This is a genomic window from Devosia sp. Root413D1, from assembly GCF_001425235.1.
Lineage (GTDB): Bacteria > Pseudomonadota > Alphaproteobacteria > Rhizobiales > Devosiaceae > Devosia_A.
Map to the genome: position 1 here is coordinate 356,392 of NZ_LMEA01000011.1, position 24,109 is coordinate 380,500.

Annotated in this window: 24 protein-coding genes; 12 read left to right on the forward strand and 12 right to left on the reverse strand. The window is 66.1% G+C overall.

All coding sequences use genetic code 11. The features are described 5' to 3' along the window. The first annotated feature begins 20 nt into the window (after window positions 1-20). Entirely contained in the window at window positions 21-914 is an 894-nt protein-coding gene (locus tag ASC89_RS19030) for a hydrogen peroxide-inducible genes activator (protein WP_056000659.1), read from the forward strand. 235 nt (window positions 915-1,149) lie between these two features. Here ASC89_RS19030 and ASC89_RS19035 read toward each other — a convergent pair whose 3' ends face one another. Next, entirely contained in the window at window positions 1,150-1,731 is a 582-nt protein-coding gene (locus ASC89_RS19035; RefSeq protein ID WP_056000662.1) for an MOSC domain-containing protein, read from the reverse strand. Beyond that, a complete protein-coding gene (gene rarD, locus ASC89_RS19040; protein ID WP_056000665.1) occupies window positions 1,728-2,636 on the reverse strand; it encodes an EamA family transporter RarD in 909 nt (302 codons plus the stop codon). Before rarD ends, ASC89_RS19035 begins: the two co-directional genes overlap by 4 nt. 170 nt (window positions 2,637-2,806) lie before the next feature. On the opposite strand from rarD, the gene ASC89_RS19045 reads away from it, so the two are divergent. Beyond that, window positions 2,807-3,256, forward strand: a complete 450-nt coding sequence (locus ASC89_RS19045) for a host attachment protein (protein ID WP_055880175.1) — start codon at window positions 2,807-2,809, stop codon at window positions 3,254-3,256. A gap of 53 nt (window positions 3,257-3,309) precedes the next feature. Here ASC89_RS19045 and ASC89_RS19050 read toward each other — a convergent pair whose 3' ends face one another. Together ASC89_RS19050 and ASC89_RS19055 are read right to left on the reverse strand one after the other, a co-directional pair. Further along, complete coding sequence (locus tag ASC89_RS19050) at window positions 3,310-3,822, reverse strand: hypothetical protein (RefSeq protein WP_055880178.1); 513 nt, start codon at window positions 3,820-3,822, stop codon at window positions 3,310-3,312. A gap of 89 nt (window positions 3,823-3,911) precedes the next feature. Continuing rightward, on the reverse strand, window positions 3,912-4,346 hold the full coding sequence (locus ASC89_RS19055) for a rhodanese-like domain-containing protein (RefSeq protein ID WP_056000668.1): 435 nt from the start codon (window positions 4,344-4,346) through the stop codon (window positions 3,912-3,914). A 106-nt stretch (window positions 4,347-4,452) separates the two neighbouring features. Between ASC89_RS19055 and ftrA the strand changes: the two genes are divergently transcribed. After that, window positions 4,453-5,424, forward strand: coding sequence for a transcriptional regulator FtrA (gene ftrA, locus ASC89_RS19060; protein WP_056000671.1), 972 nt, complete (start codon window positions 4,453-4,455; stop codon window positions 5,422-5,424). Between the two features lie 289 nt (window positions 5,425-5,713). Here the strand turns inward: ftrA and ASC89_RS19065 are convergent, their stop codons facing one another. Further along, window positions 5,714-6,565, reverse strand: a complete 852-nt coding sequence (locus ASC89_RS19065) for an alpha/beta fold hydrolase (protein ID WP_056000674.1) — start codon at window positions 6,563-6,565, stop codon at window positions 5,714-5,716. A 120-nt stretch (window positions 6,566-6,685) separates the two neighbouring features. Between ASC89_RS19065 and ASC89_RS19070 the strand changes: the two genes are divergently transcribed. Next, window positions 6,686-7,093 (forward strand): VOC family protein, encoded by a 408-nt coding sequence (locus ASC89_RS19070; protein ID WP_244488498.1) that lies wholly within the window; start codon window positions 6,686-6,688, stop codon window positions 7,091-7,093. A 193-nt stretch (window positions 7,094-7,286) separates the two neighbouring features. Continuing rightward, entirely contained in the window at window positions 7,287-7,748 is a 462-nt protein-coding gene (locus ASC89_RS19075; RefSeq protein ID WP_056000677.1) for a GNAT family N-acetyltransferase, read from the forward strand. Window positions 7,749-7,779: 31 nt separating this feature from the next. On the opposite strand, the gene tam is transcribed toward ASC89_RS19075, so the two are convergent. Next, window positions 7,780-8,544 (reverse strand): trans-aconitate 2-methyltransferase, encoded by a 765-nt coding sequence (tam, locus tag ASC89_RS19080; protein WP_056000680.1) that lies wholly within the window; start codon window positions 8,542-8,544, stop codon window positions 7,780-7,782. Between the two features lie 184 nt (window positions 8,545-8,728). On the opposite strand from tam, the gene argG reads away from it, so the two are divergent. After that, window positions 8,729-10,066 (forward strand): argininosuccinate synthase, encoded by a 1,338-nt coding sequence (argG, locus tag ASC89_RS19085; protein WP_056000683.1) that lies wholly within the window; start codon window positions 8,729-8,731, stop codon window positions 10,064-10,066. Window positions 10,067-10,087: 21 nt separating this feature from the next. Here argG and ASC89_RS19090 read toward each other — a convergent pair whose 3' ends face one another. Together ASC89_RS19090 and ettA are read right to left on the reverse strand one after the other, a co-directional pair. Beyond that, entirely contained in the window at window positions 10,088-10,465 is a 378-nt protein-coding gene (locus ASC89_RS19090; RefSeq protein ID WP_156384685.1) for a hypothetical protein, read from the reverse strand. A gap of 86 nt (window positions 10,466-10,551) precedes the next feature. After that, entirely contained in the window at window positions 10,552-12,207 is a 1,656-nt protein-coding gene (gene ettA / locus ASC89_RS19095; protein WP_055880198.1) for an energy-dependent translational throttle protein EttA, read from the reverse strand. Window positions 12,208-12,353: 146 nt separating this feature from the next. Between ettA and ASC89_RS19100 the strand changes: the two genes are divergently transcribed. Further along, the gene (locus tag ASC89_RS19100) at window positions 12,354-13,259 is read left to right on the forward strand and encodes a PD40 domain-containing protein (protein WP_056000689.1); all 906 of its coding nucleotides are present in this window, start codon (window positions 12,354-12,356) and stop codon (window positions 13,257-13,259) included. Window positions 13,260-13,460: 201 nt separating this feature from the next. Here the strand turns inward: ASC89_RS19100 and ASC89_RS19105 are convergent, their stop codons facing one another. Further along, window positions 13,461-13,937 carry an Lrp/AsnC ligand binding domain-containing protein gene (locus tag ASC89_RS19105; RefSeq protein WP_056000691.1) on the reverse strand — a complete coding sequence of 159 codons (477 nt, stop codon included), beginning with the start codon at window positions 13,935-13,937 and terminating at the stop codon, window positions 13,461-13,463. Between the two features lie 142 nt (window positions 13,938-14,079). On the opposite strand from ASC89_RS19105, the gene ASC89_RS19110 reads away from it, so the two are divergent. Then, entirely contained in the window at window positions 14,080-15,096 is a 1,017-nt protein-coding gene (locus ASC89_RS19110; RefSeq protein ID WP_056000695.1) for a 1-aminocyclopropane-1-carboxylate deaminase, read from the forward strand. A 172-nt stretch (window positions 15,097-15,268) separates the two neighbouring features. Here ASC89_RS19110 and ASC89_RS19115 read toward each other — a convergent pair whose 3' ends face one another. From ASC89_RS19115 to ASC89_RS19125, 3 genes are all read right to left on the reverse strand, one after another. Next, entirely contained in the window at window positions 15,269-15,946 is a 678-nt protein-coding gene (locus ASC89_RS19115; RefSeq protein ID WP_056000698.1) for a DUF2461 domain-containing protein, read from the reverse strand. Then, window positions 15,943-17,595 (reverse strand): pentapeptide repeat-containing protein, encoded by a 1,653-nt coding sequence (locus ASC89_RS19120; RefSeq protein ID WP_056000700.1) that lies wholly within the window; start codon window positions 17,593-17,595, stop codon window positions 15,943-15,945. Before ASC89_RS19120 ends, ASC89_RS19115 begins: the two co-directional genes overlap by 4 nt. 228 nt (window positions 17,596-17,823) lie before the next feature. Continuing rightward, the gene (locus ASC89_RS19125) at window positions 17,824-19,995 is read right to left on the reverse strand and encodes an FdhF/YdeP family oxidoreductase (RefSeq protein WP_056000703.1); all 2,172 of its coding nucleotides are present in this window, start codon (window positions 19,993-19,995) and stop codon (window positions 17,824-17,826) included. A gap of 288 nt (window positions 19,996-20,283) precedes the next feature. Here ASC89_RS19125 and ASC89_RS19130 point away from each other — a divergent pair, with 288 nt between their 5' ends. The 4 genes from ASC89_RS19130 to ASC89_RS19145 all read left to right on the forward strand — a co-directional run bounded on the left by ASC89_RS19130 (window position 20,284) and on the right by ASC89_RS19145 (window position 23,999). Next, window positions 20,284-20,844: a cysteine hydrolase family protein gene (locus ASC89_RS19130; protein ID WP_056000706.1), complete on the forward strand. Its 561-nt coding sequence runs from the start codon at window positions 20,284-20,286 to the stop codon at window positions 20,842-20,844. Next, window positions 20,841-21,833, forward strand: coding sequence for a GlxA family transcriptional regulator (locus ASC89_RS19135; protein ID WP_056000709.1), 993 nt, complete (start codon window positions 20,841-20,843; stop codon window positions 21,831-21,833). The genes ASC89_RS19130 and ASC89_RS19135 overlap by 4 nt, the downstream gene beginning before the upstream one ends. A 154-nt stretch (window positions 21,834-21,987) precedes the next feature. Further along, window positions 21,988-22,641, forward strand: coding sequence for an ankyrin repeat domain-containing protein (locus ASC89_RS19140; protein ID WP_162247966.1), 654 nt, complete (start codon window positions 21,988-21,990; stop codon window positions 22,639-22,641). 125 nt (window positions 22,642-22,766) lie between these two features. Then, window positions 22,767-23,999 (forward strand): efflux RND transporter periplasmic adaptor subunit, encoded by a 1,233-nt coding sequence (locus ASC89_RS19145; protein WP_082533462.1) that lies wholly within the window; start codon window positions 22,767-22,769, stop codon window positions 23,997-23,999. The last annotated feature ends 110 nt before the right edge of the window (window positions 24,000-24,109 follow it).

The following is a 24,109-nucleotide window of genomic DNA, read 5'->3' on the forward strand; positions in this document are numbered from 1 at the left end:
AGCTGTGATAACTCAGGGTTATGATCACGCTCCGACAGCTGCAATATGCCGTCGCGCTGGCGGAAACCGGCCATTTCGGCCGCGCCGCCGAGCGCAACCATGTCACCCAGCCTGGCCTCAGCCAGCAGATCCGGCAGCTCGAAGCCCTGTGTGGCGGTCCCCTGTTCGACCGGCTGGGCAAGTCGGTGCGACTCACGCCGCTCGGCCGCGAGTTCATCGAGCGGGCTCGGCCAATTCTCGAGCAGACCGAAGGACTGCTGTCCTTCGTCGGCGGCCAGCGCGGCAACCCGGCGCGGCCGCTGCGCCTGGGCGTCATCCCCACTGTGGCGCCCTACCTGCTGCCGCACGTGTTCCCGGCGCTGCAGCGCGACTTGCCTGAGCTGAGTTTCACCGTCTCAGAGAGCCGCACCGATGCGCTCGTCGATGGCCTCGCTGACGGCAGCCTCGACCTCGCGCTGATCGCCAGCGAGCCAAAGGCGGGCGGCCCCCGCCTCGCCGCCGCCCCGCTCTTCGCCGACGAATTCGTGCTCGCCACCGGCTCGGGCGACGAGGCGGAGGATCCGGTGCCACTGGCCGAGATCGACGCCGACCGGGTGCTGCTGCTCGACGAGGGGCACTGCTTCCGCGATCAGGCGATCGCTGCCTGCGCCCTCGATCCGGATGTGGCCCGGCGCACCTTCGCCGCCACCTCGCTTTCGACCATCGTCGAGTTCGTCGCCAACGGCCAGGGCATCACGCTGCTGCCCGAGATCGCGCTGAAGAAGGAAGCCACCGGCGACCGTATCCGCATCCACCGGCTGCAATCACCCGGCGCGCGCCGCCTGCTGTCACTGGTCTGGCGCGAGGCAACGCCGTTCGGCGCGGTGTTCGAACAGGTGGCCGAAACGATCCGGCGGGCGCGGCCGACGGTGTAGGGAGGGCGCCCCGAGTGGTGATTAGTCGGGATAGTGGTTGGGCCCGATCCTGCACCACTCACCGGCCGTCATCCCAGCGAAAGCTGGGACCCCCACGGCGAGGGCTCTGTCCTCGTCCGGCGCAGCCCCTGCCAGAGAATAGATGGGTCCCAGCTTTCGCTGGGATGACACCGAGTTTGGAGCACGTGCAACGCGTCAGCTCACCCTGCGCCAGCACATCATCGTGCATAGGGCCCTACCCCGGATAAGCCGCCTGCCGCCAGGTGCGCACCTTCACCGCGTCGCCGGCCCGGATCGCGCCCTCGCGCTCGACCCAGCCGACCAGCCCGCGCTTGCCCATCGCTGCCTTGACGAAGCCGAACTCCAGATCCGCCCTGCCCTCATGCTGCGCCGCGATGGTCTTGCCGGTCTTGCGGCACGGGTCGTTGTCGCCGTCGATGCGAATGGTGGCGCCGGAGGGGAACATCATCAGGCTGCGCGGCGGCAGCTGCGTCAGGTGCGGGATGCCGGAAATCACCAGGTTGGCGCCGACCCATTGCCCGAGGATCTGCGGCAGGTTGAGTGTCGCCGCAACCTCAGCCAGTTCTTCGGCGCTGAGGATCGAGAGCTGCCGCTCGTTGCGCATCGGCGTGCCGCGCGGATACCACGGCTCGCGCGCATTGCTCGGCCGCACCAGCCCCTCGTGCCGATCCCCGACAATGCCGGCATAGGTCAGCATCAGCTCCGGCCGCGCCGTCGATTCGACCGCTGCCGTCTCGACGACGAACGTCCCGTCGACCCGACCCTCAAGCGTCAGCGCCGGCATCGGCTCCGTCATGCCATCGCCCGCCGGCGGCGCACCACCGAATCCGCCGTGTAGACCACCAGCGACACCCAGATCAGCGCGAAACTGCCCAGCCGCACCGCGTCGAGGTGCTCGCCGAACAGCGTAATGGCAAGGAGGAAGGTGATCGACGGGGCAATGTATTGCAGCATGCCGACGGTGGTCATCTTCAGTCGCTGCACCGCGTAAGCGAACAGCAGCAGCGGCAGCACCGTCGCCGGTCCGGTCAGCGCCAGGAGCAGCAGCGAGTGAGGATCGCCGTGCCACCCGACGCCGCCGTCGCGCACGAACGTGTAACCCAGATAGCCTAGGGCGATCGGCGCCAGTACCGTGGTCTCGACGAACAGGCCGGGGGCGGAACCGACTTTGGCGGTCTTGCGGAGATACCCATAGACCGCGAAGGTCAGCGCCAGGCTGAGCGCCACATAGGGGATGCCGCCGATGGCGACCGCCTGGATGCCGATAGCCACCGCCGCAATGGCGATGGACACCATCTGCCAGCGGTTGAGCCGCTCACCGAGCAGCAGCACGCCGGTCGCCACATTCACCAGCGGCAGGATGAAGTAACCGAAGCTCGCTTCCAGCACCTGCCCGGTCTCGACCGCATAGACGTAGATCAGCCAGTTGCCGCCGAGGATCAGCGCCGCCAGCGCCATGGAGGTCACGGTGCGCGGGTCGCGCAGCGCCGCCCGCACCTCGGCCATCCGCCCGCCGAGGATCATGATGATGCCCAGCACCACCAACGACCACAGCGTCCGGTTGGCGACCACCGTCGCCGCGCCGACATGATGCAGCAGGTTGAACAGCAACGGCAGGAAGCCCCACAGCACGTAGGTCGCAACGCCCGCGGCGAGACCGCTTTCGCTACCTTGATTGTCGGTGCTGGTGACGGACGCCAATACGTGTCCTTCCGGGCCGAAGACGGCCGTGTGAGAGCCGCCTTTTAGCAGCGCCCATGGCCCCGGCACAAATCAGAGTTTGTGATTGCCGGCACAACCCACCTTGATGGTGATCAAACCAATCGCCACGTCCTGCGTTAGCCTTCTTGTACCCACCAAAGGAGCACGCCATGAAAGCCAAGATCACCTGGATCCTCATCGCCGATGGAGCGACGGCCAAGGTGTTCGAGCACAACGGCCCCGGCAAGGGATTGCACGCCGTGGACGACCTGATGTTCGAGCAGACGCCCCTCAAGGCCGGTGAGATCATGGCGGATCGTCCGGGGCGCAGCTTCTCCTCAGTCGGCCATGGCCGCAGCGCTATGGAGCCGTCCTCGGATCCAGTGGCGGTGCGTGAGCGGCGCTTCGTCGAGAACGTCGCCGAAGAACTGGAGCGCAAGCACCAGCAGCACGCCTTCGACCAGCTGATCGTCGCCGCGGCGCCCACGGCGCTGGGCGACCTGCGCCCGGTGTTCAGCAAGGGCCTGCGCGACATGATCGTTGCCGAACTGCCCAAGGACCTGACCAATCTGCCGACCGCCCAGCTTGGCCAGCATTTCGACGGTCTCCTGGCCATCTGAGGCCCACATGCCATCCCAATATGGAGGGGCGGCCCTTGAGCCGCCCCTCTCGCTTACTCGGTGAATTGCACCGTCGCCAGCATCTGCCCGGCGCGGAACGCCGCAGACGTGCCGCCCTCGGGCGCGCTCCAGTAGACGAACTGGCTGGAGCCAAAGCCCGGTTGCACATAGTAGAAATTCTGGAACAGCAGCGATCCATCGGGGATCTGCACCTGATACTCGATCACGTTCCAGGCCTTGCCGCCGATATTCTCCAGCCGCTCGCTGACGATCGAGACGTTCTCGGGCTTCGCATCGAGCGCCGCTGCTGCCGCATTGCTGAGGATGGCTTCGCGGAACTGCGAGACCGGCCAGGCGCCGTTCTCGTTGATCACTGCAAAGCCGATCGTCTCGTCGCTGGAATAGTAGAGAAACTCCTGGTCGCCGGATGGCGTCTGCGTCGCCCAGCCCGTGGCGTCGACACAGGCACTGAGCTTCACCTTCGCGCTGGTGATGGTTTCGCACGCCAGCGCCGGCGTGATGAGCACCACCGCCGAGGCGATGGCGCCGAGGAGTATCCGGTTCATTCTTCGAGCCCTTCCCAAGGATTACTTCGGAGGGGACCTTGTCGCCGACACCGCGCCGCTGGCAAGCGCATTTGCAGCAACGGCGGGAGTTATTCTGCCGCCTGCCGGGGCGCGAGGTCGCCGACGGCTTCGCCTGTTGCCAACACGAAACCTTCGTCCAGCCAGCCGGTGACACCTCCGATCATCAGCTTCACCGGCAGGCCGAGTTGGGCCAACCGCAGCGCCCCCTTGTCCGCACCGTTGCAGTGCGGCCCGGCACAGTAAGTGACGAACAGGGTGCCGTCGGGCCACTCGGTCATCTTGCGCGCGGTGATCTTGCCATGCGGCAGGTTGATCGCGCCGGGCACGTGCCCCTCTGCGTAGAGTGTCGGGCTGCGCACATCGAGCAGCACGAAGTCATTGACCGCACGGCTGAGCGCGTCATGGACATCCCAGCAATCGGTCTCGAAACCGAGCTTGCGGGAAAAATGCACCAGCGCCTCGGCGGACGCCGCGGCAGGGACAAGGGCGACATTGCTGGTCATTCGGGCCTCCGTGGAGTGCTTCAGGATTGGAATGGCCAGAACCTGCCGGAAAACGGCGCGATCGGTCAGTGGCGGGAATGCCAATATACGGTAAGATACCGCCATCATGAACGAGCCCAACCGCCACGTCGCCATCCTCGCCTACGATCAGCTCTGCATGTTCGAGTTCGGCATCGCCGTCGAAGTCTTCGGCCTGGCGCGGCCGGAATTCGCGCATCTCGACTGGTACACCCATGAGATCGTCGGCATCGAGCCCGGCCCCTATCGCGCCAGCGGCGGCATCAGCGTGGCGGCCAATCACGACCTCGGCCGGCTCGCAGCGGCCGGGTTGATCGTGGTGCCCGGCTGGCGCGGCGCCATGACCCCGGTGCCGGAGCCGCTGATCGCAGCGCTGCGGGCCGCGCACGCCCGCGGCGCCCGCATCGCGACGCTCTGCTCGGGCGTGTTCGTTCCGGCCCGCTCCGGGCTGCTCGAGGGCCGGCGCGCCACTACCCACTGGCGCTATGCCGAGATCCTCCGCGCCGAGTTTCCTTCGATCGAGGTTCTGCCCGATATCCTCTATTCCGAGGATGGGACTCTCCTTACCGCGGCCGGCTCGGCCGCCGGCATCGACCTTTGCCTCCACATCGTTCGCCAGGATTTCGGCGCCGAAATCGCCAACACCGTGGCGCGCCGGCTGGTGCTGCCGGCGCATCGCGATGGCGGCCAGGCGCAGTTCGTCGCCCGGCCGGTGGCGAAAGAACGCCGCGGCCGCATCGGCCCGCTACTCGATAGCTTGCGCCAGCGTCTGAACGAGGATTGGAGCATCGCCCGGATGGCTGAGCTGGCAAGGCTTTCCGAGCGCACGTTGATTCGTCACTTCAACGACGCGACCGGCCTCAGCCCGCTCACCTGGCTGATCGCCGAACGGGTCGAGCGCACTAAGGAACTGCTGGAAACCACCGATTTCGGCCTCGACGCCATCGCCGAGGCCAGCGGCTTCCGCAGCCAGGAAACCCTGCGCCATCACTTCCGCAGTCGCACAGGCGTCAGCCCCAGCGCCTTCAGGCGGAGCTTTGGGAGAGTGGCGGCGGAGTAGAGCGTTTCAAGAAGGCGCATCAGCGCGGATTTGTCGGATGGATACAGCGCCCATCGGCTGCCTCGGTGGCTGCCAACCCCTCACCCGTCTCGGCCTGACGGCCGATCCACCCTCTCCCCGACGGGGAGAGGAATGGTGCCCATCACCGGCGTCGCAGGATTCTTCTCCCCGTCGGGTCGCGGGACGAGGGCGTAGCCCTCGCCCGGAGGTGGCGCGTAGCGCCGGATGAGGGGAAAGCCACGGTGTCGCGCAACTATCAGGCACCAACTTGAAGCCCTACAGCGTCGCCTTAGTCCTCGTCGCTCTCTTCCCCATCGTCCTCGCCCTGCCCGGTCACCGCTTCGAGGAACTCGAACAGGATCGGGTCGAACAGGTCGGGCCGCTCGAGGCTTGGGAAATGCGCCGTGTCCTCGAGTACCACCGCAAAGGCGTTCTCCAGCTCCTCGCTGAGGTCCTCGTGGATCGCGACAACGTCCGAGCAATCGAGCTCGCCCACCACCAGCAGCGTCGGCGCGGTGATCACCGACAGGTTGTGGAACGCCGGCTCCGGCCGTTCCTCCTGGGTCAGCGGCGCATGGTTGAGGTGGATCTCGTTCATCGCGAGGAATAGGTCGCGCACCGGTCCGGTCACTCGTCCCGCTTCGCCATACGGCCCATCGAGCCACTGGTGCGCCTGGATGCGGTTGGCCGTGCTGATATTGCCGCGCTCCTTGGCGTATTCGAACGCCTCTTCGAGCTGCTCGACTTCCTCGTCGACCTCATAACCCTCGGCCCCGGTCACCCCGGTGCCCATCAGCGCCAGCGCGATCGTCCGGTTCGGATGCTCCAACGCGAAATCGACAGCCAGCGCACCGCCCATCGACGAGCCCACCAGGATCGCCGCATGGACGCTGAGCCGGTCGAGCACCGTCTCGAGATCCACCAGGTGGTTGAACGGCACATCGGCCGTCTCGGTCTCGCCATAGCCGCGCCGGTCGTAGCTGATGACGTGGTAGCCCTCGGCCGCCAGCTGGCGCATCTGCTCGGCCCACATGCGCCGGTCGGTGACGCCGGAGTGGAGGAACACCACCGGGATGCCGAAGCCGGCGGCCTCGCCGCGGATCAGCGCACCATCGAAGTCGATTTCAAAGGGAGAGGTCATGGCAGGCACCTCGAAAAGGAAAGCGCGGCACTTAGCACCACTGCTGCGCTTAGGCCAGACCGCGAGCTAGCCTGAGATTGGCTGAGCCGTTAGGCTCGGTTCCTGCACTGGGGGTCTGTCATGCTGAACCTGCGCCTGCATCACGTCTCCATCGTTGTCCGCGACCTCGACCGCTCGCTGGCCTTCTACCGCGATATCCTCGGCCTGCAGCCTTTGCCCCGACCGGATTTCCCGGTGCGCGGTGCATGGCTGTCCTGCGGCGACAGGCAGGTTCATCTCGTCGTCCACGACGGACAGACGTTTCGCGACAGCGATAGCGTCGACAACAATGACGGGCACTTCGCGCTCAACACCGACGACTTCGACGCTGTCGTCAGCGTGCTGGCCGCGAGCGGGTTCAGCGAGCATGCCGCGGACGGTGATCCGCGCCGTCTCCTCGTCAAAAGAACCGGCGCGGCGGGTTTTGCGCAGCTATACGTGCTCGATCCCGACCGCAACATCGTCGAGGTCAACGCGGCGCCGTCGTAAGGCGGATTGCTGCCACGCGCCAAGGCTGCTAGTCACCGGCAACCGCAGGAGAATGCCTTTGACCACGCTTCCCATCCCCGCCGCGCGGCAGGATGGCCTTAGCTGAACGTGTTCGCTGACGCCTGATTTCCGTCGCTCGGCTCGTGCCGCGCCAGCTTGCTGGCGCCACCCCATCTCATTGCCGAGAACCAACATGCTGATCGAAGCAACTGCTTCCGACTTCGCCGCCCTCACACGAGGCCGCGGCCCCCGAAACCTGCGCCTTGTCGCCGACATCGCCCCGCCGCAGGTGCTGGCCATGCTGGGCGACCTTGCTGCCACCATACGCGCGAGTTTTGCGCCTGCCGCCTGGCTGGTCGTCGAAGACGACACCGTCGTCGGCCTCCTCTCGCTGATCCGGCCCCCGGACGAGGACGCCGTCACCATCGGCTACGGCATCGCTCCGGCCCGCCAGGGCCGCGGCATTGCCACCCGCGCCGTGACCGACCTGCTCGCCTGGGCCAAGGCCGACCCGCGCGTCGGCATTGTCGTGGCCGAGACCGCGCTCGATAATCTCGCCTCCCAGAAGGTGCTCACCGCCAACGGCTTTGTCCGCGCCGGCGAGCGCGTCGACCCGGAAGATGGCCCGGTGATCGTCTGGCGCAGGAGCCCCTGAGCCGCCTCAGGGGGCGGCCGCCGTGCCGCCCCTACTTCAGCGCCACGATGAACAGCCGCGGGAAGCGCAGCAGCACCTTGCCATCGCCCGTCCTCGGATAGGCCTCGGCGATCAGCTCGAGGTAGCGGGCGAGGAACTCCTCGCGCTCGGCTGGCTCGAGCGGATCGATGAAGGGGCGGAGCCCCGTCGCCTTGACCCACTCGACGATCGCCTCGGGACCGTCGAGCACGTGGTTGTAGTTGGTGTGCCAGATATCGAGGCGGCGCGCCGTGGGACGGAGGGCGTCGTAGTAGACGCGCACCGGCAGCAGCGGCGCCCGGGCTGCCTGCTTCAAGCGCTCGCTCCACGGGCCATCGGCGGCCAGTTGCCGCATCAGTTGGTGCGAGGGCTCAGCCATATTGTCGGGCATCTGCACCGCCAGCACACCGCCCTCCGGTTGGGCGGCAGCGACGCGGGTGAGTGACACCAGATGCTTAGGCACCCATTGGTAGATGGCGTTGGCGAAAACGAGGTCGGTTTCCAGCTCCGGCACCCAACTGTTGGCGTCCGCCTCGTCGAACCTCGCTTGCGGCACGCGCTGTCGCGCCTCGGCCAGCATGTTGGGCGAACTGTCGAGCCCGATCACCTCAGCATCAGGAAACCGCTCGACCAGCAGCTCAGTCGAGTTGCCCGGCCCGCACCCCATGTCGACCACGCGCCCCGGCGCCACCAATGGCACCTGCGCCAGCAGGTCCCGCGCCGGCCGCGTCCGCTCGTCCTCGAACCTCAGGTAAGTGGAAGGCGACCAGTCAGCCATGGCGTACACCCCGTGTTGTTGCCCGGACTTCTCGATGCCAGCGTTGCCGCCGTCAAGTCGCACGTCCGCAACGCCCAGCCGGCGGCAGAATCGATGCACCCCGCTCCTATGCGAGCGATGCGAAATTTGTTATTCGCCCCGGCAGTTGCGTCCTAGCCAACCTTTCGAGCCGACTGGAGCCCCGATGAGCACGATCCTGAAAAGCCTGCCCAAGGGAGAAAAAGTCGGCATCGCCTTCTCCGGCGGCCTCGACACCAGCGCGGCCCTGCTGTGGATGAAGCAGAAGGGCGCCAAGGTCTATGCCTACACTGCCAATCTCGGTCAGCCCGACGAGGCCGACTATGACGAGATCCCGAAGAAGGCGATGGATTTCGGCGCCGAGAACGCGCGCCTCGTCGATTGCCGCACCCAGCTCGTGCACGAAGGTATCGCCGCCATCCAGTCGGGCGCCTTCCACATCTCGACCGGCGGCATCACTTACTTCAACACCACGCCGCTCGGGCGCGCCGTCACCGGCACCATGCTGGTCTCCGCCATGCAGGAAGACGGCGTCAACATCTGGGGCGACGGCTCGACCTTCAAGGGCAACGACATCGAGCGCTTCTACCGCTATGGCCTGCTGACCAATCCGAACCTGCGCATCTACAAGCCCTGGCTCGACCAGCAGTTCATCGACGAGCTCGGCGGCCGCTCCGAGATGTCGGCTTTCCTCACCGCGCACGGCTTTGCCTACAAGATGAGCGCCGAGAAGGCCTACTCGACCGACAGCAATATCCTCGGCGCCACCCATGAGGCCAAGGATCTCGAGAGCCTCGACACCGGCATCAAGATCGTCAACCCGATCATGGGCGTGCCGTTCTGGCGCGACGACGTCGCTGTCCCCGCCGAGAAGGTGGTGGTGCGCTTCGCCGAGGGCCAGCCGGTGGCGCTGAACGGCCAGAGCTTCGCCGATCCCGTCGCCCTGTTCCTCGAAGCCAATGCCATCGGCGGCCGCCACGGCCTCGGCATGAGCGACCAGATCGAGAACCGCATTATCGAGGCCAAGAGCCGCGGCATCTACGAGGCGCCGGGCATGGCGCTGCTGCACATTGCCTACGAGCGCCTGGTCACCGGCATCCACAACGAGGACACCATCGAGCAGTACCGCATCAGCGGCATGCGTCTGGGGCGCCTGCTCTACCAGGGCCGGTGGTTCGACTCCCAGGCCCTGATGCTGCGCGAGACCGCGCAGCGCTGGGTGGCCAACGCCATCACCGGCGAAGTGACGCTCGAACTGCGCCGCGGCAACGACTACTCGATCCTCAACACCGAAAGCCCGAACCTCACCTATGCGCCGGAGCGGCTGAGCATGGAAAAGGTCGAGGACGCCCCGTTCAGCCCCGCCGACCGCATCGGCCAGCTGACCATGCGCAACCTCGACATCGCCGACACTCGCGCCAAGCTCGACCTCTACGCCAAGACGGGCCTGATCTCGCTGGGCGAAGGCGGGGACATGCTTCGGCTCGAGGGGGAGAAGGAGTAAGGGCGCCGGGACCCCGACACTTCAAAGGCCCCCCAAGGTATCCTTGGTCAGCTGATTGTACTCGTCCATCAGCCTGACAAACGAACCGCAATCAGCAGCGGTATCGGCCTCCGTTCGAACCTGGATGCCGTTGCCGCTCTGAAAGACCGTGCGGATGACTATGCTCGGGTGTGCGTAGTGAGTGGTGCGGGTACGGCACACAACCTGGTACGTGCGCTCGATACTAAGGCATTGGAAATCGCCCGAGATCGACATAGCCGCGGCCGTCGGCTGCTTTCGGTAGTGGTCCCACATCTGCGTGATGCGTGCTGCCTCGATTGGACGGCACTTGGAAGCGGCCTCGACTGGGGCTGCAGCGACAAGCGCAGCGCCCAAGACTAGCAAGCGAACACTCTTCATCGACGGCCCCAGATGTGCTGGCCGCGAGTATTGGCAAGGCGGCGCGTGCTATTCCATAGAACCAGCACGCGCCGCTCGATACTTAGTTACCGCGTCAGCTTCTTGTACGTGACCCGGTGGTTGTTCACCGAGTCCGCGCCGAGGCGCCGGATCTTGTCCTGCTCGTAATCCTGGAAATTGCCTTCGAACCACTCGAAGTGGCTGTCGCCTTCATAGGCCAGCATGTGCGTGGCCAGCCGATCGAGGAACATGCGATCGTGGCTGATGATCACGGCGCAACCGGCGAATTCCTCCAGCGCCTCTTCGAGCGCCGCCAGGGTTTCGGTGTCGAGGTCGTTGGTCGGCTCGTCGAGCAGCAGCACGTTGGCGCCCGATTTCAGCATCTTGGCGAGGTGCACGCGGTTGCGCTGCCCGCCTGAGAGGTTCCCCACCTTCTGCTGCTGGTCGGCGCCCTTGAAATTGAACGCCGAGGTATAGGCGCGCGAGTTCATTTCGCGCTTGCCCAGCATCAGGATTTCGTTGCCGCCGGAGATTTCCTCCCACACCGTCTTGTTCGGCGCGAGCGTATCGCGGCTCTGGTCGACATAGCCGAGGTTGACGTTGTCGGCGACGGTGATGGCGCCGGAATCCGGCTTCTCCTGCCCGGTGATCATCCGGAACAGCGTCGACTTGCCGACCCCGTTCGGGCCGATAATGCCGACAATGCCGCCCGGCGGCAGCTTGAAGGTCAGGTTGTCGATCAGCACGCGGTCGCCGTAGGACTTGGTGACCCCATCGATGTCGATGACGTTCTGGCCGAGCCGCTCGCCCGGCGGGATGATGATCTGCGCGGTGCTCGACAGGGTGCGCGCCTCGTTGACCTTCACCAGCTCGTCATAGGCGCGGATACGCGCCTTGGATTTGGCCATGCGGGCCTGCGGGCTCTGGCCCATCCACTCGCGTTCGCGCTCCAGCACCTTGGCGCGGGCCGCATCTTCCGACTGCTCCTGCGCAAAGCGCTTCGCCTTGGCATTGAGGTAGGCCGAATAGTTGCCTTCGTAGGGCACGCCGCGGCCGCGATCGAGCTCGAGGATCCAGCCGGTGACGTTGTCGAGGAAGTAGCGGTCGTGGGTGATGATCAGCACCGCGCCGGCGAATTCGCGCAGGTGGTTTTCGAGCCACGCCGTGGTCTCGGCGTCGAGATGGTTGGTCGGTTCGTCCAGCAGCAGCAGGTCGGGCTTCGACAAGAGGAGGGCACAGAGCGCCACGCGCCGCTTCTCGCCGCCCGACAGCGTGTCGACCGACGCCTCACCCGGCGGGCAGCCCAGTGCCTCCATGGCGACTTCCACCTGGCTATCGAGATCCCAGAGGTTCTGGCTGTCGATAATGTCCTGCAGCCGCGTCGCCTCGTCGGCAGTCTCGTCGGAGTAGTTCATCATCAATTCGTTGTAGCGATCGATGACGTCCTTTTTCTCCTTGACGCCGGTCATGACGTTGCCCTTGACGTCGAGCGCCGGGTCGAGCTGCGGCTCCTGCGCCAGGTAGCCCACCTTGGCGCCGTCGGCCACCCAGGCCTCGCCGGTGAACTCGGTGTCGATGCCGGCCATGATGCGCAACAGCGTCGACTTACCCGAGCCGTTCGGACCCAGCACGCCGATCTTGGCGTCGGGGTAGAAACTCAGGTGGATGTTATCGAGCACCTTCTTGCCGCTGGCATAGGCCTTGGACATTCCGTGCATGTGATAGATGAACTGGCGCGCCATGAGGGCACTGCTCCCGCCGCTAAACCCTGGAAGATCGAGCGCCGTATGTAGGGGAACCCGCCGCGCGGGGCAACACCGGGCCAGCGTGTTGCGCGCCCGCTGCCGACGGGTCACAAAGTCGCGGAACACCACGGGGAGGATTCGACGTGCCGCAGAGACCCAACTTCGCCCGCCGCGGCCGCAGCCTCTTGCCGGGCCAGGTTTCGGAACTTGTTATCATCGACGTCGATGGCAGCAACCGGCAGGTGCTGTTCACCGCCGACGAGATCATCGAAGCGCCGAACTGGACGCCCGACGGCAAGACCCTGGTGTTCAACGCCGGTGGCGAACTCTGGACCATTGCTGCCGACGGCACCGGGGAGATCGAGCGGATCGACACCGGTCCTCTCAACGACCTCAACAACGACCATGTGCTGTCGCCCGATGGCACCACGGTCTATGTGAGCTCCGACGACGGGCATCTCTATGCCCTGCCGATCACCGGCGGCGCCCCGCGGCGGGTATCGAACAGCTACCCGCACCGCCACCATTATTACCTGCACGGCATCTCGCCCGACGGCAAAACGCTGTCCTATGTCGGGATCAACACCGTGGGCGATAACCAGTGGGCCAAGGTCAACATCTGGACCATCCCCGCCGCCGGCGGCCCGGATATGCAGCTGACCGACGTGCTGGTGCCCAATGATGGGGCCGAGTACTCGCCCGATGGGGAGTGGATCTGGTTCAACTCCGAGCAGGGCTCGCCCGGCCACGCCCAGATCTTCAAGATGCGCACCGACGGCTCGGAGCTGACCCAGATCACCTTCGACGAGCGGGTGAACTGGTTCCCGCATTTTGCACCCGACGGCCAGTCGATCGCCTATCTGAGCTACCCGCCCGGCACCAGGGGTCACCCCGCCGACAAGGATGTGATCCTCCGCTTCATGCGCCCCGACGGCACCGGCACCCGCGACATCATCGGCTTCAACGGCGGCCAGGGGACGATCAACGTCAATTCCTGGGCGCCCGACAGCCGGCGGTTTGCTTATGTGGCGTATCCGGTGGGCGCTTAGCTCAGCACGGGTCTGATACAAGCTCGGGCTCTATCCCCGATGTCGCCCAACCCACGGTGTCACCCCGGCGCAGGCCGGGGCCCATCCTGAGATGCGGCGGTTAAGCGGGCGAGCCGAAGCATCTCAGGATGGGTCCCGGCCTTCGCCGGGATGACATCGCGTTCGGGGCATCCCTGATGGTGACCTCAACGGTATCAGGGTTCAAAACTCCAGCGCCCGCCCGTCCACCACCTCCTTCATCACGAAGAACGTCCGCGTCTGCCTTACCCCTGGCAGCCCGATCAGTTGCGTGCCGTGCAGGCGGTTGAAATCGGCCATGTCGCGCACGCGGATCTTCAGGAAATAGTCGAAGTCGCCGGCCACCAGGTGGCAATCGAGTACGAATTTCAGCTTTGCTACGGCACTCTCGAAGGCGGCAAAGCTCTCCGGCGTCGAGCGGTCCAGCACCACCCCGACCAGCACGAGCGTGCCGAGCTCGACCTTGTGCGGCGCCACCACCGCCCGGAAGCCGGAGACATAGCCAGCCTCGACCAGTTGCTGGGTCCGCCGGTGACAGGTGGCGGCGCTGACGCCAACTTCGACGGCAAGGTCGGCATTGCTGATCCGGCCGTCGCGCTGCAGCGCGCGCAGCATCCTGAGATCGATGCGGTCGAGAGCGGAGTCGGAAGATTCTTTCATTGTGATCCTCATCGTCGGCAGATAGCGCATCAGTGGGTCGCCCCAGGCGGCCGTCCGAAGCAATCGACGCACCAACATTGAAAGCACCCATCGCGAGACAATTGCTAGCCTTGAGTCAGATTTCGAGCTCAAGGACCCCGGCATGAACCTCGCGAAGTTCCCGCGCTATCCCCTCACCTTCGGCCGCACGCCGATCGAGAAACTCGACCGCCTCAGCGCCCATCTCGGTGGCAGCGTCGAGCTCTATGCCAAGCGCGAGGATTGCAACTCCGGCCTCGCCTTCGGCGGCAACAAGCTGCGGAAGCTCGAATACATCGTCCCCGATGCCATCGCCTCGGGCGCCGATACGCTGGTGTCGATCGGCGGCGTGCAGTCCAACCACACCCGCATGGTCGCGGCGGTGGCCGCCAAGATCGGCTTCAAGTGCCGGCTGGTGCAGGAGAGCTGGGTGCCGCACGAGGATGCCGTCTATGACCGGGTCGGCAACATCATGCTGAGCCGCATCATGGGTGCCGACGTGCGGCTGGTCGATGATGGCTTCGATATCGGCATCCGCGACAGCTGGAAGAACGCCATCGCCGAGGTCGAGGCAGCGGGCGGCAAGCCCTACCCGATCCCCGCCGGCGCCTCGGTGCACAAGTTCGGCGGCCTCGGCTATGTCGGCTTTGCCGAGGAAGTGCGGGCGCAGGAGGCCGAGCTCGGCTTCAAGTTCGACTATGTCGTCGTCTGCACCGTTACCGGTTCCACTCACGCCGGCATGCTGGTGGGCTTTGCCGCCGACGGCCGGGCGCGCAAGGTTATCGGCATCGATGCCTCGTGCACGCCGCAGCAGACCCGCGCCCAGGTGCTGGAGATCGCCCAGCGCACCGCCGAACTGGTCGAGCTTGGCTTGCCCGTCACCGCCGAAGACGTGGTGCTGCGCGAGGAATACGCCTACCCGATCTATGGCGTCCCCTCCGAGGAGACCAAGGAGGCCATCCGCCTCGTCGGCCGGCTCGAGGGCATGATCACCGACCCGGTCTACGAGGGCAAATCCATGCAGGGGATGATCGACCTGGTGCAGAAGGGCTTCTTCCCTGATGGAAGCAAGGTGCTCTACGCCCACCTCGGCGGCGCCCCTGCCCTCAACGGCTACGGGTATGCGTTCCGGAATGGTTGATCTGCGGGCACTCTTAGGATCCCCACGAGGCCGCTCCCTGCTCCCCTCCCCCTTGAGGGGAGGGGTGGGGGGTGGGGGTCCATCGGTGATCACAGAACCACCCCCTCCCTCCATCCCTCCCCTCAAGGGGGAGGGAGGCGATCACAGCATCCCCTAGCGAACCCGCAGGCCCCTACCCCGCCACCTCGGCAATCAACCAGTGCGTGATCGGCGCGGTGTTGGCGAAATGCTCGAGGCAGACCTCGGCGAAATCCGCTTGCGCAGCGGCGCTCGCCGGCAGTTCGATGCCGGCGGTCAGCCCCTCGTAGAGCAGGAATTCGGCCCGGTCAGGATCGGTCTCGAAGCCGCGCGGCATGAGTTTTCGCGTCTTTTCGCCGATATTATACGCACCCTTGGCCTTCACCGCCGCCACCGCCGCAACCAGCGCCTTGCCGGAGCGCGGGTGGATGATCGACTGGCGAAAACTGTCGAGCGTCTCCTTGTCGAAGCCATACATGCCGGTACCGAGGAACACCCGCTCCGCCTCGATATGCACGTAGAACCCCGGCCGGTCCCAGCCGCGCTTGTCGCCATGCCAGAACCACAGCGCCAGATGCTGCTTGTAGGGCCGCTTGTCCTTACTGAAGCGGATGTCGCGATTGATGCGAGAGATCGAGCCGTTGACCTTGGGGTCGAACTGCACCTCCGGCGAGATCGCCTTGAGCTTTGGCCCGATCTCGGCGACGAACGCCTTACCCGGCTCGACATACCCCGCCTCATAGAGCGGCCGGTTGGCGTCGAACCACGCCTTCTCGTTATGCGCTGCGATCCCCGCGAGAAACTCGAAGGTCTGTTTGGGGAAGCCGCTCACTCGAATGCTCCTACACGTGTAATCCGATAGGCCTGCTTGGCCTCGAGCCCATCCAGCCACGCATCGGACCAGCGCGGGTGGCGGGCAAACTCCTCGGTGGCAAGCGGCGCGATCTCGAACCGGTCGCGCACAAAACTATCAGGTGCCGCCTGCTGGGCGACGGTATCGAGGAAGCCGGCATCGAACACAATGGCGCCGTCGAAATCGACGCTCTTGAGGTCGGCGCCGCTGAAATCCACCACCCCGAAGATGGTGTTGCGGAACGTGCTGCCGGCCATTGAGGTCCCGGCAAACGTCGTGTTGTGCACCACGCCGCCATCGAAATTGATGCCGAAACCGCGGCTGCCGTCGAACGAGGCGTGCTTCAGGATGGCGCCGGAGAAATCCGCCCCTGACAGTTGCGCCCACTGCTTCAACCCTGCGCCGCCGCTGATCGAGGGCAGTTCGCCCGCCGTGAAGCGCGTGTAGTTGATGTTGGCGTTGCGGAACCGCGCATGCTCGAGATAGGCCCCGTCGAACTCTGCGCCCACCAGCAATTGCCGATCAAAATTGGCAAAGCGCAGCGCCGCGAAGTGAAAGCGGATGGCGCTGCCGCTGCTCGCCGACCGCACCTCCGCAAAGCTGAAATCGGCGCCGTTCAAGGTAGAGAAATCGGTGAGCCCGTTGGAGATCAAGAGTCCAATGATCTGGCCGCGCTCCGGCGACAGCGGCCGATCCGACATCACGCCATTTTGCTCGCCCGCGAACTGCACCGCGCCGCTGGCCGCATCGAGCTCCTGGCGCACCGTCGCCGATGCAGCAAGGTCGGTCCGACGCAGCAGGCCGGACGACATCAGGAGGTTCTCGTCGAGATCGGTCAGCGGGTTGCGCAGGTACCGGTAGGGCCGCGCCGCCGTGGTCGCCGCGATAATGCGAGCCCGCAGCCCTGGGCTCAGCAGCGCGATGGCGGGCTGGTCGCCGGCAAAGGTGTTGAACCCTGCCACTTCCTGCGCCACCTGCGCGCCGATCTCCAGAATCTCCGGCACGATCGAGGTGGAGCGCTGCGCCTCGCCCAGCTCGATCTGGCTCTGGATGAAGCGGTTCTGCTCTTCGATGCGCCCGTTCTGGTCCTGCATCAGCCCGATCTGGGTGCGCAGCAGCTGGTTCTGCTGGAACAGCAGCGCCGACCCCGCCAGCGCGGCGATGGCCGCGATGAAGGCGGTGATCGTCGCCATCAGCCAGCGCCGGGTCGACACCCAAGCGTAGCGGGCCAGCACCAGCTCGGCGAGATCGCGGGCGGAATCGGTTGCCTCGGCGACCTTCTGCTGCGCGGCAAAGCGCGCGACTTCCGAGAGCGGCCGGGCGAAGCGCTCCATCTCCACTTCGCTGCGTTTGAACAGGCTCTCCCAGATCTGCCGCCGGAAGATCATCAACACCGCGGTGATGACCAGCACCAGGACGAGGAAACCGAACAGCAGCCCGAACACCAGCCCGCCATTGGCAGTGACGAACTCCACCCCGAACGTCGCCAGCGGGAAGCCGACGACGACACCAACGATGAAGACGACGATCGCAATACCCAGCGTCGCCATGGCAGCGTTGAACGCCCGGGCCCGTTCGCCGGGGCGATCCACGTCCGGCGCCGGCTGTCCCTGCTTATCGTCGCTCATTGTTCGTCCCCGAACTCCCGAGGGGGAGATTATCCGAGTTCAGTGGGCCGGCAAGCTCGGCGCGACACTTCACCATGCCGGCACAGTTGGCTCCACCCACTCGATGTCATCCCAGCGAAAGCTGGGACCCAACTCACCTCTGGCTCGGGCTGCGAAATGGGTCCCAGCTTTCGCTGGGATGACACCGGTGAGGGGGCCAAGCGTGTGGGCTTATCCCAGTGGGTAGCGCTAACTCTCGATCCAAACCGGCACCGATTTGAACGCCGGGGTCTTCGAGCGCGGATCGACCGCCGTGCCGCAGAGCACATTGGCTTCGGGATAATAGGCCAGGGCCGAACCGCGCGGCAGGTCGAAGGCCATCGCGGTGCCCTCCATCCGCCCCGTGTCCGAGGCGAGAGTGACCCGCTGCCCGTCGCGCACCCCGAACGCCGCCATGTCCTCGCGGTTGAGGAAGATGGCGTCGCGCCCGGCCTTCAGCCGGTAGCTGTCCTGCTCTTCGTAGATGATGGTGTTGAACTGCCCCTCCGAGCGCACCGTGGCGAGGGTCAGCGGTGCTGGGGCTTTGGGCAACGGCGTGACGACGAAATGCGCCTTCCTGTCGGGCGTGCCGAACTCCGGCGCGTGCATCACCCGGTGCTTGATGTGGAACTCGCGCTTCGCCACATCGATATCGGCCAGCTGCTCCAGCCCTGGCACGACTTTCGCAATGACGTCACGGACTCGCCGGTGTTCCTTGAATCGCTCGAAGGGCACCGAACTGTCCGGCAGCAGGAGCTTCGCGAGATCGCAGAGGATCACCGTTTCCGGCCGCACATTGTCCAGCCGCTCGATGCCGCCATCCGACAGGCGGACGAAGTTGAACATCGATTCCTGCGTGGTCGGCGACCACTCCTCGTCGCGGGCAGTGACCGGCAGGATCAGCACCTCGCCCTCACCTAAGCCATGGACATGGCCGCGGTTCAGCGTGGTGGTGAGGAACAGCTTGAAGCCGATCGCCTCCATGGCGCGGCTGGCGAACGCCGTATCGGGCGTGGCGCCCCAGAGGTTTCCGCCCATGATCACGGCGCTGTCGATCTCGCCGCGCGCCGCGGCCTCGAGCCCGGCCATGGTGTCAAGCCCCTTGGCCCGGCCGAGCTTGACCCCGAACGCCTGTTCTATGGCGACGAAGACCTGCTCGGAGACCACCGGCTTCACCCCGATGGTGCCTATGCCCTGGACGTTCGAGTGCCCGCGCAGCGGCAACAGGCCGGAGTAGCGCTTGCCAATCATCCCCCGGAGCAGCGCCAGGTTGGCGATGGCTTCGACATTTTCCACCCCATGCAGGTGGTGCGTCATCCCCATGCCCCAGGCGAACACCACGTTCTGCCGGTTGGCGTAGCGGGTGGCGACGCGCTCGATCGCGGTCCGCGACAGGCCGGTGATGGTCTCGATCTCTTCCCACGAAACCACCTCGAGGTCGGCCCGCAGCGCCTCGAAGTCGGCCGTGTGCTGCGCGATGAAGCTCCGATCCTCGGCGCCGATCGCCAGCACCGCCTTCATCAGCCCCTTGAACAGCGCGATATCGGAGCCGATCCGGGGTTGCAGGTAGTCCGAGGCGATCTCGGTGCCCCCTGACAGCATCGAGGTCGGCGATTTCGGCACCGCGAACTTCACCAGCCCCGGCTCCTTCGCCGGGTTGATGACGATCACGTCGCCACCGCGGTCGCGGCAGTGCTTCAGCATGTGGATGAAGCGCGGGTGGTTCGACGACGGGTTGGCGCCGATGACGAAGATCAGGTCCGCGCCGGTCAGGTCCTCGAGCTCGACGGTTGCCGTACCCTTGCCGATGGTGGTGGCCAGCCCCTCGCTGGTCGCCTGGTGGCAGTAATACGAGCAGTTATTGACGTTGTTGGTGCCCCAGACCCGCGCCAGCAGCTGGAACACGAAGCCGGCCTCGTTGGACGAGCGGCCGGAGGAATAAAAGAAGCTGCGGTTCGGATCGGTCACCTTCAGCTGCGCCGCGGCGTGGGCGATGGCGAAATCCCAGTTCACCGGCTCATAGCGGTCGGCGCCGGCTGCCTTGAACAGCGGCGTGTTGAGCCGGCCGAGCTTTTCCATCTCGCGGCCCGAGAGCTGCTGCAGGTCGGTCAGCGGATGGAGAAACGCCTCGTTCGGAATGGCCGGCTGGATATCGGTCGATTGCGCCTGCACCGATTTGTTGCAGACCGAGGGAAACTCGCCGAGCTCATTGGTCATCCCGCCCTTCTGCCCGCCCATGCCATAGGCACAGGCCTTGCAGGTATTATGCGCGGTCAGCGCCTTGGCGGCCTTGCCGACGCCCATGCGACGGATGGTGTCGACCGTGTAGAGCAGCTTTTTGGGGCCACCACCAACGATGCGCGGCCTGTCGTCGATAGTCATGAAGTATCCTCGTTGGCGCGAGGTTAGCACGGCCAGATGGACGCAAAAAGCGCCGGTGCGGGTTGCCCCCCACCCCTGTCCCCTCCCCGCAAGGGGGAGGGGAGACCAGAACACCGACATCTCAGTTGAGGTCTCCCTCCCCCTTGCGGGGAGGGGACAGGGGTGGGGGTCCGCCACCACCGGCCGAAGTGATGTCCTTTTCTGTCCGCTCCTTGTCCCGCTCCGGCCTTTCAGTCATCCTTGGGCCGCCCTACCCTCCGGCCATCATCCAGTCCACGAGGTCCAGAAATGTCCGATACCGCCGTTCTCGTCATCGATGCCCAGGAATCGTTCCGGCAGCGCCAGAACTGGTTCGAGACCGACTACGCCACCTACCTCAGGAATCAGCAGGCGCTGATCGATGGAGCGCGGGCTAAGGGTTATGCCGTGGTCCGCGTACTGCATGTCGAGCCTGAGGGCATCTTCTCGCTCGCCTCCGGCTTCGTCCGTCCGCTCGCCGAACTGCAGCTGACGCCCGATGCGGAATTCCATAAGACCCGGCATTCGGCTTTGGTCGGCTCGGGGCTCGATGTCTGGCTGACCGAAAACGGCATCCGCCGCCTGATCGTCTCGGGCATCCGCACCGAGCAGTGCTGCGAGACCACCACCCGGCACGCCTCCGATCTCGGCTGGCAGGTCGACTATGTCACCGAGGCAACCCACACCATGGCGCTCACCGACAAGACCGGCCGCACCTGGAGCGTCGAGGAACTGAAGGCCCGCACCGCCGCGGTGCTCGATGGCCGCTTCGCGCGGGTCTGCACTATCGCCGAGGCACTGGCCGGCGCGCCAAAAGCCGCTGCCGCGTGAGCCCCGTCCCGCGGAAAATCCCGGTCTATGTCGTGCTGCCGGCGCGCACCCTGCTGCTCGACGTCGCGGGGCCGATGGAGGCCCTGCGCAAGGCCAACCAGTTGCAGTCGGAGGTCCTGTTCGAGGTCCGCTATGTCGGCGCCCTGCCCGAGATCACCAGCTCGATCGGCCTCGTGGTCAGCGGCATCGCGCCGCTGCCCGAGGCGATCGAGGACCACGCCATGGTGGTGCTCTCGGGCGATACCGAGCTGATCCTCGGCGCCGAGCGGCTGGGCCCGATCGAAGCGCCCCTGCAGGGCTCGGACGACATCGTCGCCTGGCTGCGCCACAATATCCGGCCGGGCATCCGGCTGGTTTCGATCTGCTCGGGCGCCCTGCTCGCTGCCCGCGCCGGCCTGCTCGACGACCACGCCTGCACCACGCATTTCACCGATTGTGCGCTGCTGGCGGAGACCGCCCCCACCGCTCGCGTGCTGGAGAACCGGCTCTATGTCGAGGATCGCGAGCGCTACACCAGCGCCGGCATCACGGCCGGCATCGACCTGATGCTGCACATTATCGGCCAGTTGGTGAGCCCGGCGACCGCCGCCGCCGTGGCGCGCTTCCTCGTCGTCTACCTGCGCCGCGCCGGCACCGACCCGCAGCTCTCGCCCTGGCTCGAGGGTCGCAACCATATCCACCCGGCCATCCACCGCGTGCAGGATGCCATCACCGCCGATCCGGCGCGTGACTGGTCGCTCGAGACCTTGGCCGAAATCGCCTTTGCCAGCCCCCGCCACGTCTCGCGCCTGTTCAACGAGCATGCCGGAATGAGCATTCCCGATTACGTCAACCGGCTGCGGGTCGCGCTCGCCCAGCAACTGCTCAGCGAAACCCGCCTCGACATGGAGCGCATCGCTGAACGCACCGGCTTCGCCTCCTCCCGCCAGCTGCGCCGCGCCTGGGGCCGCATCAACCCGACCCCGCCGAGCGCGGCGCGCTCGCACTAGCTGAGGGAACACGCAAGCCCCTTCGACGTTACCCCCGGGTCGCTGCAGGAGAGCGCCGATGAATCCTTGGGCCAGCGTGACGCCACTGCCTCCGCCGATTCCACTCGCCACCGGATGGCTTCAACCGCCCGGCAAGCGGCGCTATGCTCTCCCGATGAGCGATCCCTTCGTTCTCATCACCAGCAACGATCTCGATGGCCTGCGCGCCGAGCTGGCGCATGACCCGGAGCTGGCGCATGCGCGGCATCCGAGCGGCGCCTCGCTGGTGGCGTGGGCCGCCTACATGGGCAATGTCGGCGCCATCTCGGCGGTGCGGGCCTGCATTGCCGAGCTCGATCCGCACGAGGCGATCATCCTCAACGATGGCGAGCGGCTGGAGGTGGCGCTGGCCGGCGGCTGGGACGCCAACGCGCTTTCCCCCGATGGCTTTACCCCTCTGGGACTCGCCGCCTTCTTCGACAATGCCGAGGCGTTCGAGCTGCTGCTGCCGCTGACCCGCGACGTCAACGAAGCGGCGAAGAACCCGCAGCAGGTCGCCGCTATCCATGCCGCGACCGCCAAGCGCAACGCGGCAATGGTCGAAAAACTGCTGCGCGCCGGCGCCGACCCCAACCGGGTACAGGCGGATGGCTTCACTCCGCTGCATGCCGCCGCCATGCACGGCGACGCCGCGATCGTCGGGATGCTGCTGCTGTTCGGCGCCGACCCGGGCCAACTGAGCGCCAAGGAGCGCTCGGCGGCGAGCTATGCCCGCGAGGGCGGCCACGAGTGGCTGGCGGCGCGGCTGGAGCAATTGTCGCCGCACTAGGGCACTCACCCCCGCTCACCCCAACGTTACGGCGATTTAATGTGAAGCGCCGGGTGCCGATGCTATCGTTCGCGCCGTTCTGCCCCTGATCCGGCTGGGGCACATCTCGTTTAGGATTCGGTCGCTTGTTCAGGCAATTGCTGCTTTCGCTCGTCGTCATAGGAGCGGCCGCGGTCGCTTACGTCTTCTTCGTGCCCGGCGCTTCGGAGACGCTCGCCCGCTTCGGCATCACCCTGCCCTTCGGCGAACCGGCTGAAGCCGCGACGGGCCCAGCTGGCGGCGCGCCGGGCCAGCAGCAGGCTGGCAGCCCCGGGCAGCGCGGTCCCGGTGGTGGTGGCCAGGGCGGCGGGCGCGGCGGCAATCGCACCATGGTCGTGGTCACGGCGCCGGTGCTGCTCGCCACCATCAACGACAAGCTGACTTCGATCGGCGAAGGCGCTGCGGCGCACTCGGTGACCGTGGTGTCGCCGGCCAGCGGCACGCTCGCCGAATTGACGGTACGCCCCGGCGATGCAGTGAAGGCCGGCGCGGTGATCGGCCGGCTCGATGCCGATGCCGAGCAGATCGCCCAGGAGCGTGCCAAACTCGCCTTCGACGATGCGCAGACGGCGCTCGACCGCACCAACGAATTGGCCAAGGCCAATAACACCACCACCGTGCAGGTCGCGGCGGCACAACTGGCGTTCAACAACGCCCGGCTGGAACTGCAGAACGCCGACCTGGCGCTCGCCAAACGCACCATCTCGACGCCGATCGCCGGCACGGTGGGCCTGTTCCAGGTCAGCGCCGGCAACACGGTCACCTCGCAGAGCGTCGTCACCACCATCGAGGATACCTCGCATATCCTCGTCAGCTTCTGGGTGCCCGAGCGCTACGCCTCGGCCATCAGCACCGGCATGCCGCTGACCGCGGCGGCCGTGGCGCTGCCCGGCCAGACCATCGCCGGCGAAGTCAGCGCCGTCGACAACCGCATCGATCCGGCGAGCCGCACCCTGAAGGTCGAAGCCGCCATCCCCAATGACGAAGGCCGGCTCAAGCCCGGCATGTCGTTCTCGGTTTCGATGAGCTTTGCGGGCGAACAGTTCCCTTCCGTCGACCCACTCGCCATCCAATGGTCGAGCGCCGGCAGCTATTTGTGGAAGTTCGTCGAGGGCAAAGTCGAGCGCGTGCCGGTCGAGATCATCCAGCGCAACTCCGATGGCGTGCTGGTGAAAGCCGAGCTCACCGAAGGCGACCAGGTGGTGACGCAGGGCGTGCAGCAGCTCACCGCCGGCGCCAGCGTGCGCTTGCTGGATGACCCCACGGGTGGTGCGGGTGGTGAAGGGCGAAAGCGGCCGACGGAAGGAAATCCGTCGTGAGCGCGGTGGCTGCGGCCCCCCACCCCTGTCCCCTCCCCGCAAGGGGGAGGGAGACCCTCACACCGAATTCGCAGTTCATCGTCTCCCTCCCCCTTGCGGGGAGGGATCAA

Bases quoted from the DNA above. Each gene is read 5' to 3' on its own strand.
- ASC89_RS19130 (WP_056000706.1), top strand. From the start codon at position 20,284: ATGTCCGATACCGCCGTTCTCGTCATCGATGCCCAGGAATCGTTCCGG.
- ASC89_RS19045 (WP_055880175.1), top strand. From the start codon at position 2,807: ATGAAAGCCAAGATCACCTGGATCCTCATCGCCGATGGAGCGACGGCC.
- ASC89_RS19065 (WP_056000674.1), bottom strand. From the start codon at position 6,565: ATGACCTCTCCCTTTGAAATCGACTTCGATGGTGCGCTGATCCGCGGC.
- ASC89_RS19090 (WP_156384685.1), bottom strand. From the start codon at position 10,465: ATGAAGAGTGTTCGCTTGCTAGTCTTGGGCGCTGCGCTTGTCGCTGCA.
- ASC89_RS19070 (WP_244488498.1), top strand. From the start codon at position 6,686: ATGCTGAACCTGCGCCTGCATCACGTCTCCATCGTTGTCCGCGACCTC.
- tam (WP_056000680.1), bottom strand. From the start codon at position 8,544: ATGGCTGACTGGTCGCCTTCCACTTACCTGAGGTTCGAGGACGAGCGG.
- ASC89_RS19105 (WP_056000691.1), bottom strand. From the start codon at position 13,937: ATGAAAGAATCTTCCGACTCCGCTCTCGACCGCATCGATCTCAGGATG.
- argG (WP_056000683.1), top strand. From the start codon at position 8,729: ATGAGCACGATCCTGAAAAGCCTGCCCAAGGGAGAAAAAGTCGGCATC.
- ASC89_RS19140 (WP_162247966.1), top strand. From the start codon at position 21,988: ATGAGCGATCCCTTCGTTCTCATCACCAGCAACGATCTCGATGGCCTG.
- ASC89_RS19110 (WP_056000695.1), top strand. From the start codon at position 14,080: ATGAACCTCGCGAAGTTCCCGCGCTATCCCCTCACCTTCGGCCGCACG.
- ASC89_RS19030 (WP_056000659.1), top strand. From the start codon at position 21: ATGATCACGCTCCGACAGCTGCAATATGCCGTCGCGCTGGCGGAAACC.
- ASC89_RS19125 (WP_056000703.1), bottom strand. From the start codon at position 19,995: ATGACTATCGACGACAGGCCGCGCATCGTTGGTGGTGGCCCCAAAAAG.
- ftrA (WP_056000671.1), top strand. From the start codon at position 4,453: ATGAACGAGCCCAACCGCCACGTCGCCATCCTCGCCTACGATCAGCTC.
- ASC89_RS19075 (WP_056000677.1), top strand. From the start codon at position 7,287: ATGCTGATCGAAGCAACTGCTTCCGACTTCGCCGCCCTCACACGAGGC.
- ASC89_RS19055 (WP_056000668.1), bottom strand. From the start codon at position 4,346: ATGACCAGCAATGTCGCCCTTGTCCCTGCCGCGGCGTCCGCCGAGGCG.
- ettA (WP_055880198.1), bottom strand. From the start codon at position 12,207: ATGGCGCGCCAGTTCATCTATCACATGCACGGAATGTCCAAGGCCTAT.
- ASC89_RS19050 (WP_055880178.1), bottom strand. From the start codon at position 3,822: ATGAACCGGATACTCCTCGGCGCCATCGCCTCGGCGGTGGTGCTCATC.
- ASC89_RS19120 (WP_056000700.1), bottom strand. From the start codon at position 17,595: ATGAGCGACGATAAGCAGGGACAGCCGGCGCCGGACGTGGATCGCCCC.
- ASC89_RS19035 (WP_056000662.1), bottom strand. From the start codon at position 1,731: ATGACGGAGCCGATGCCGGCGCTGACGCTTGAGGGTCGGGTCGACGGG.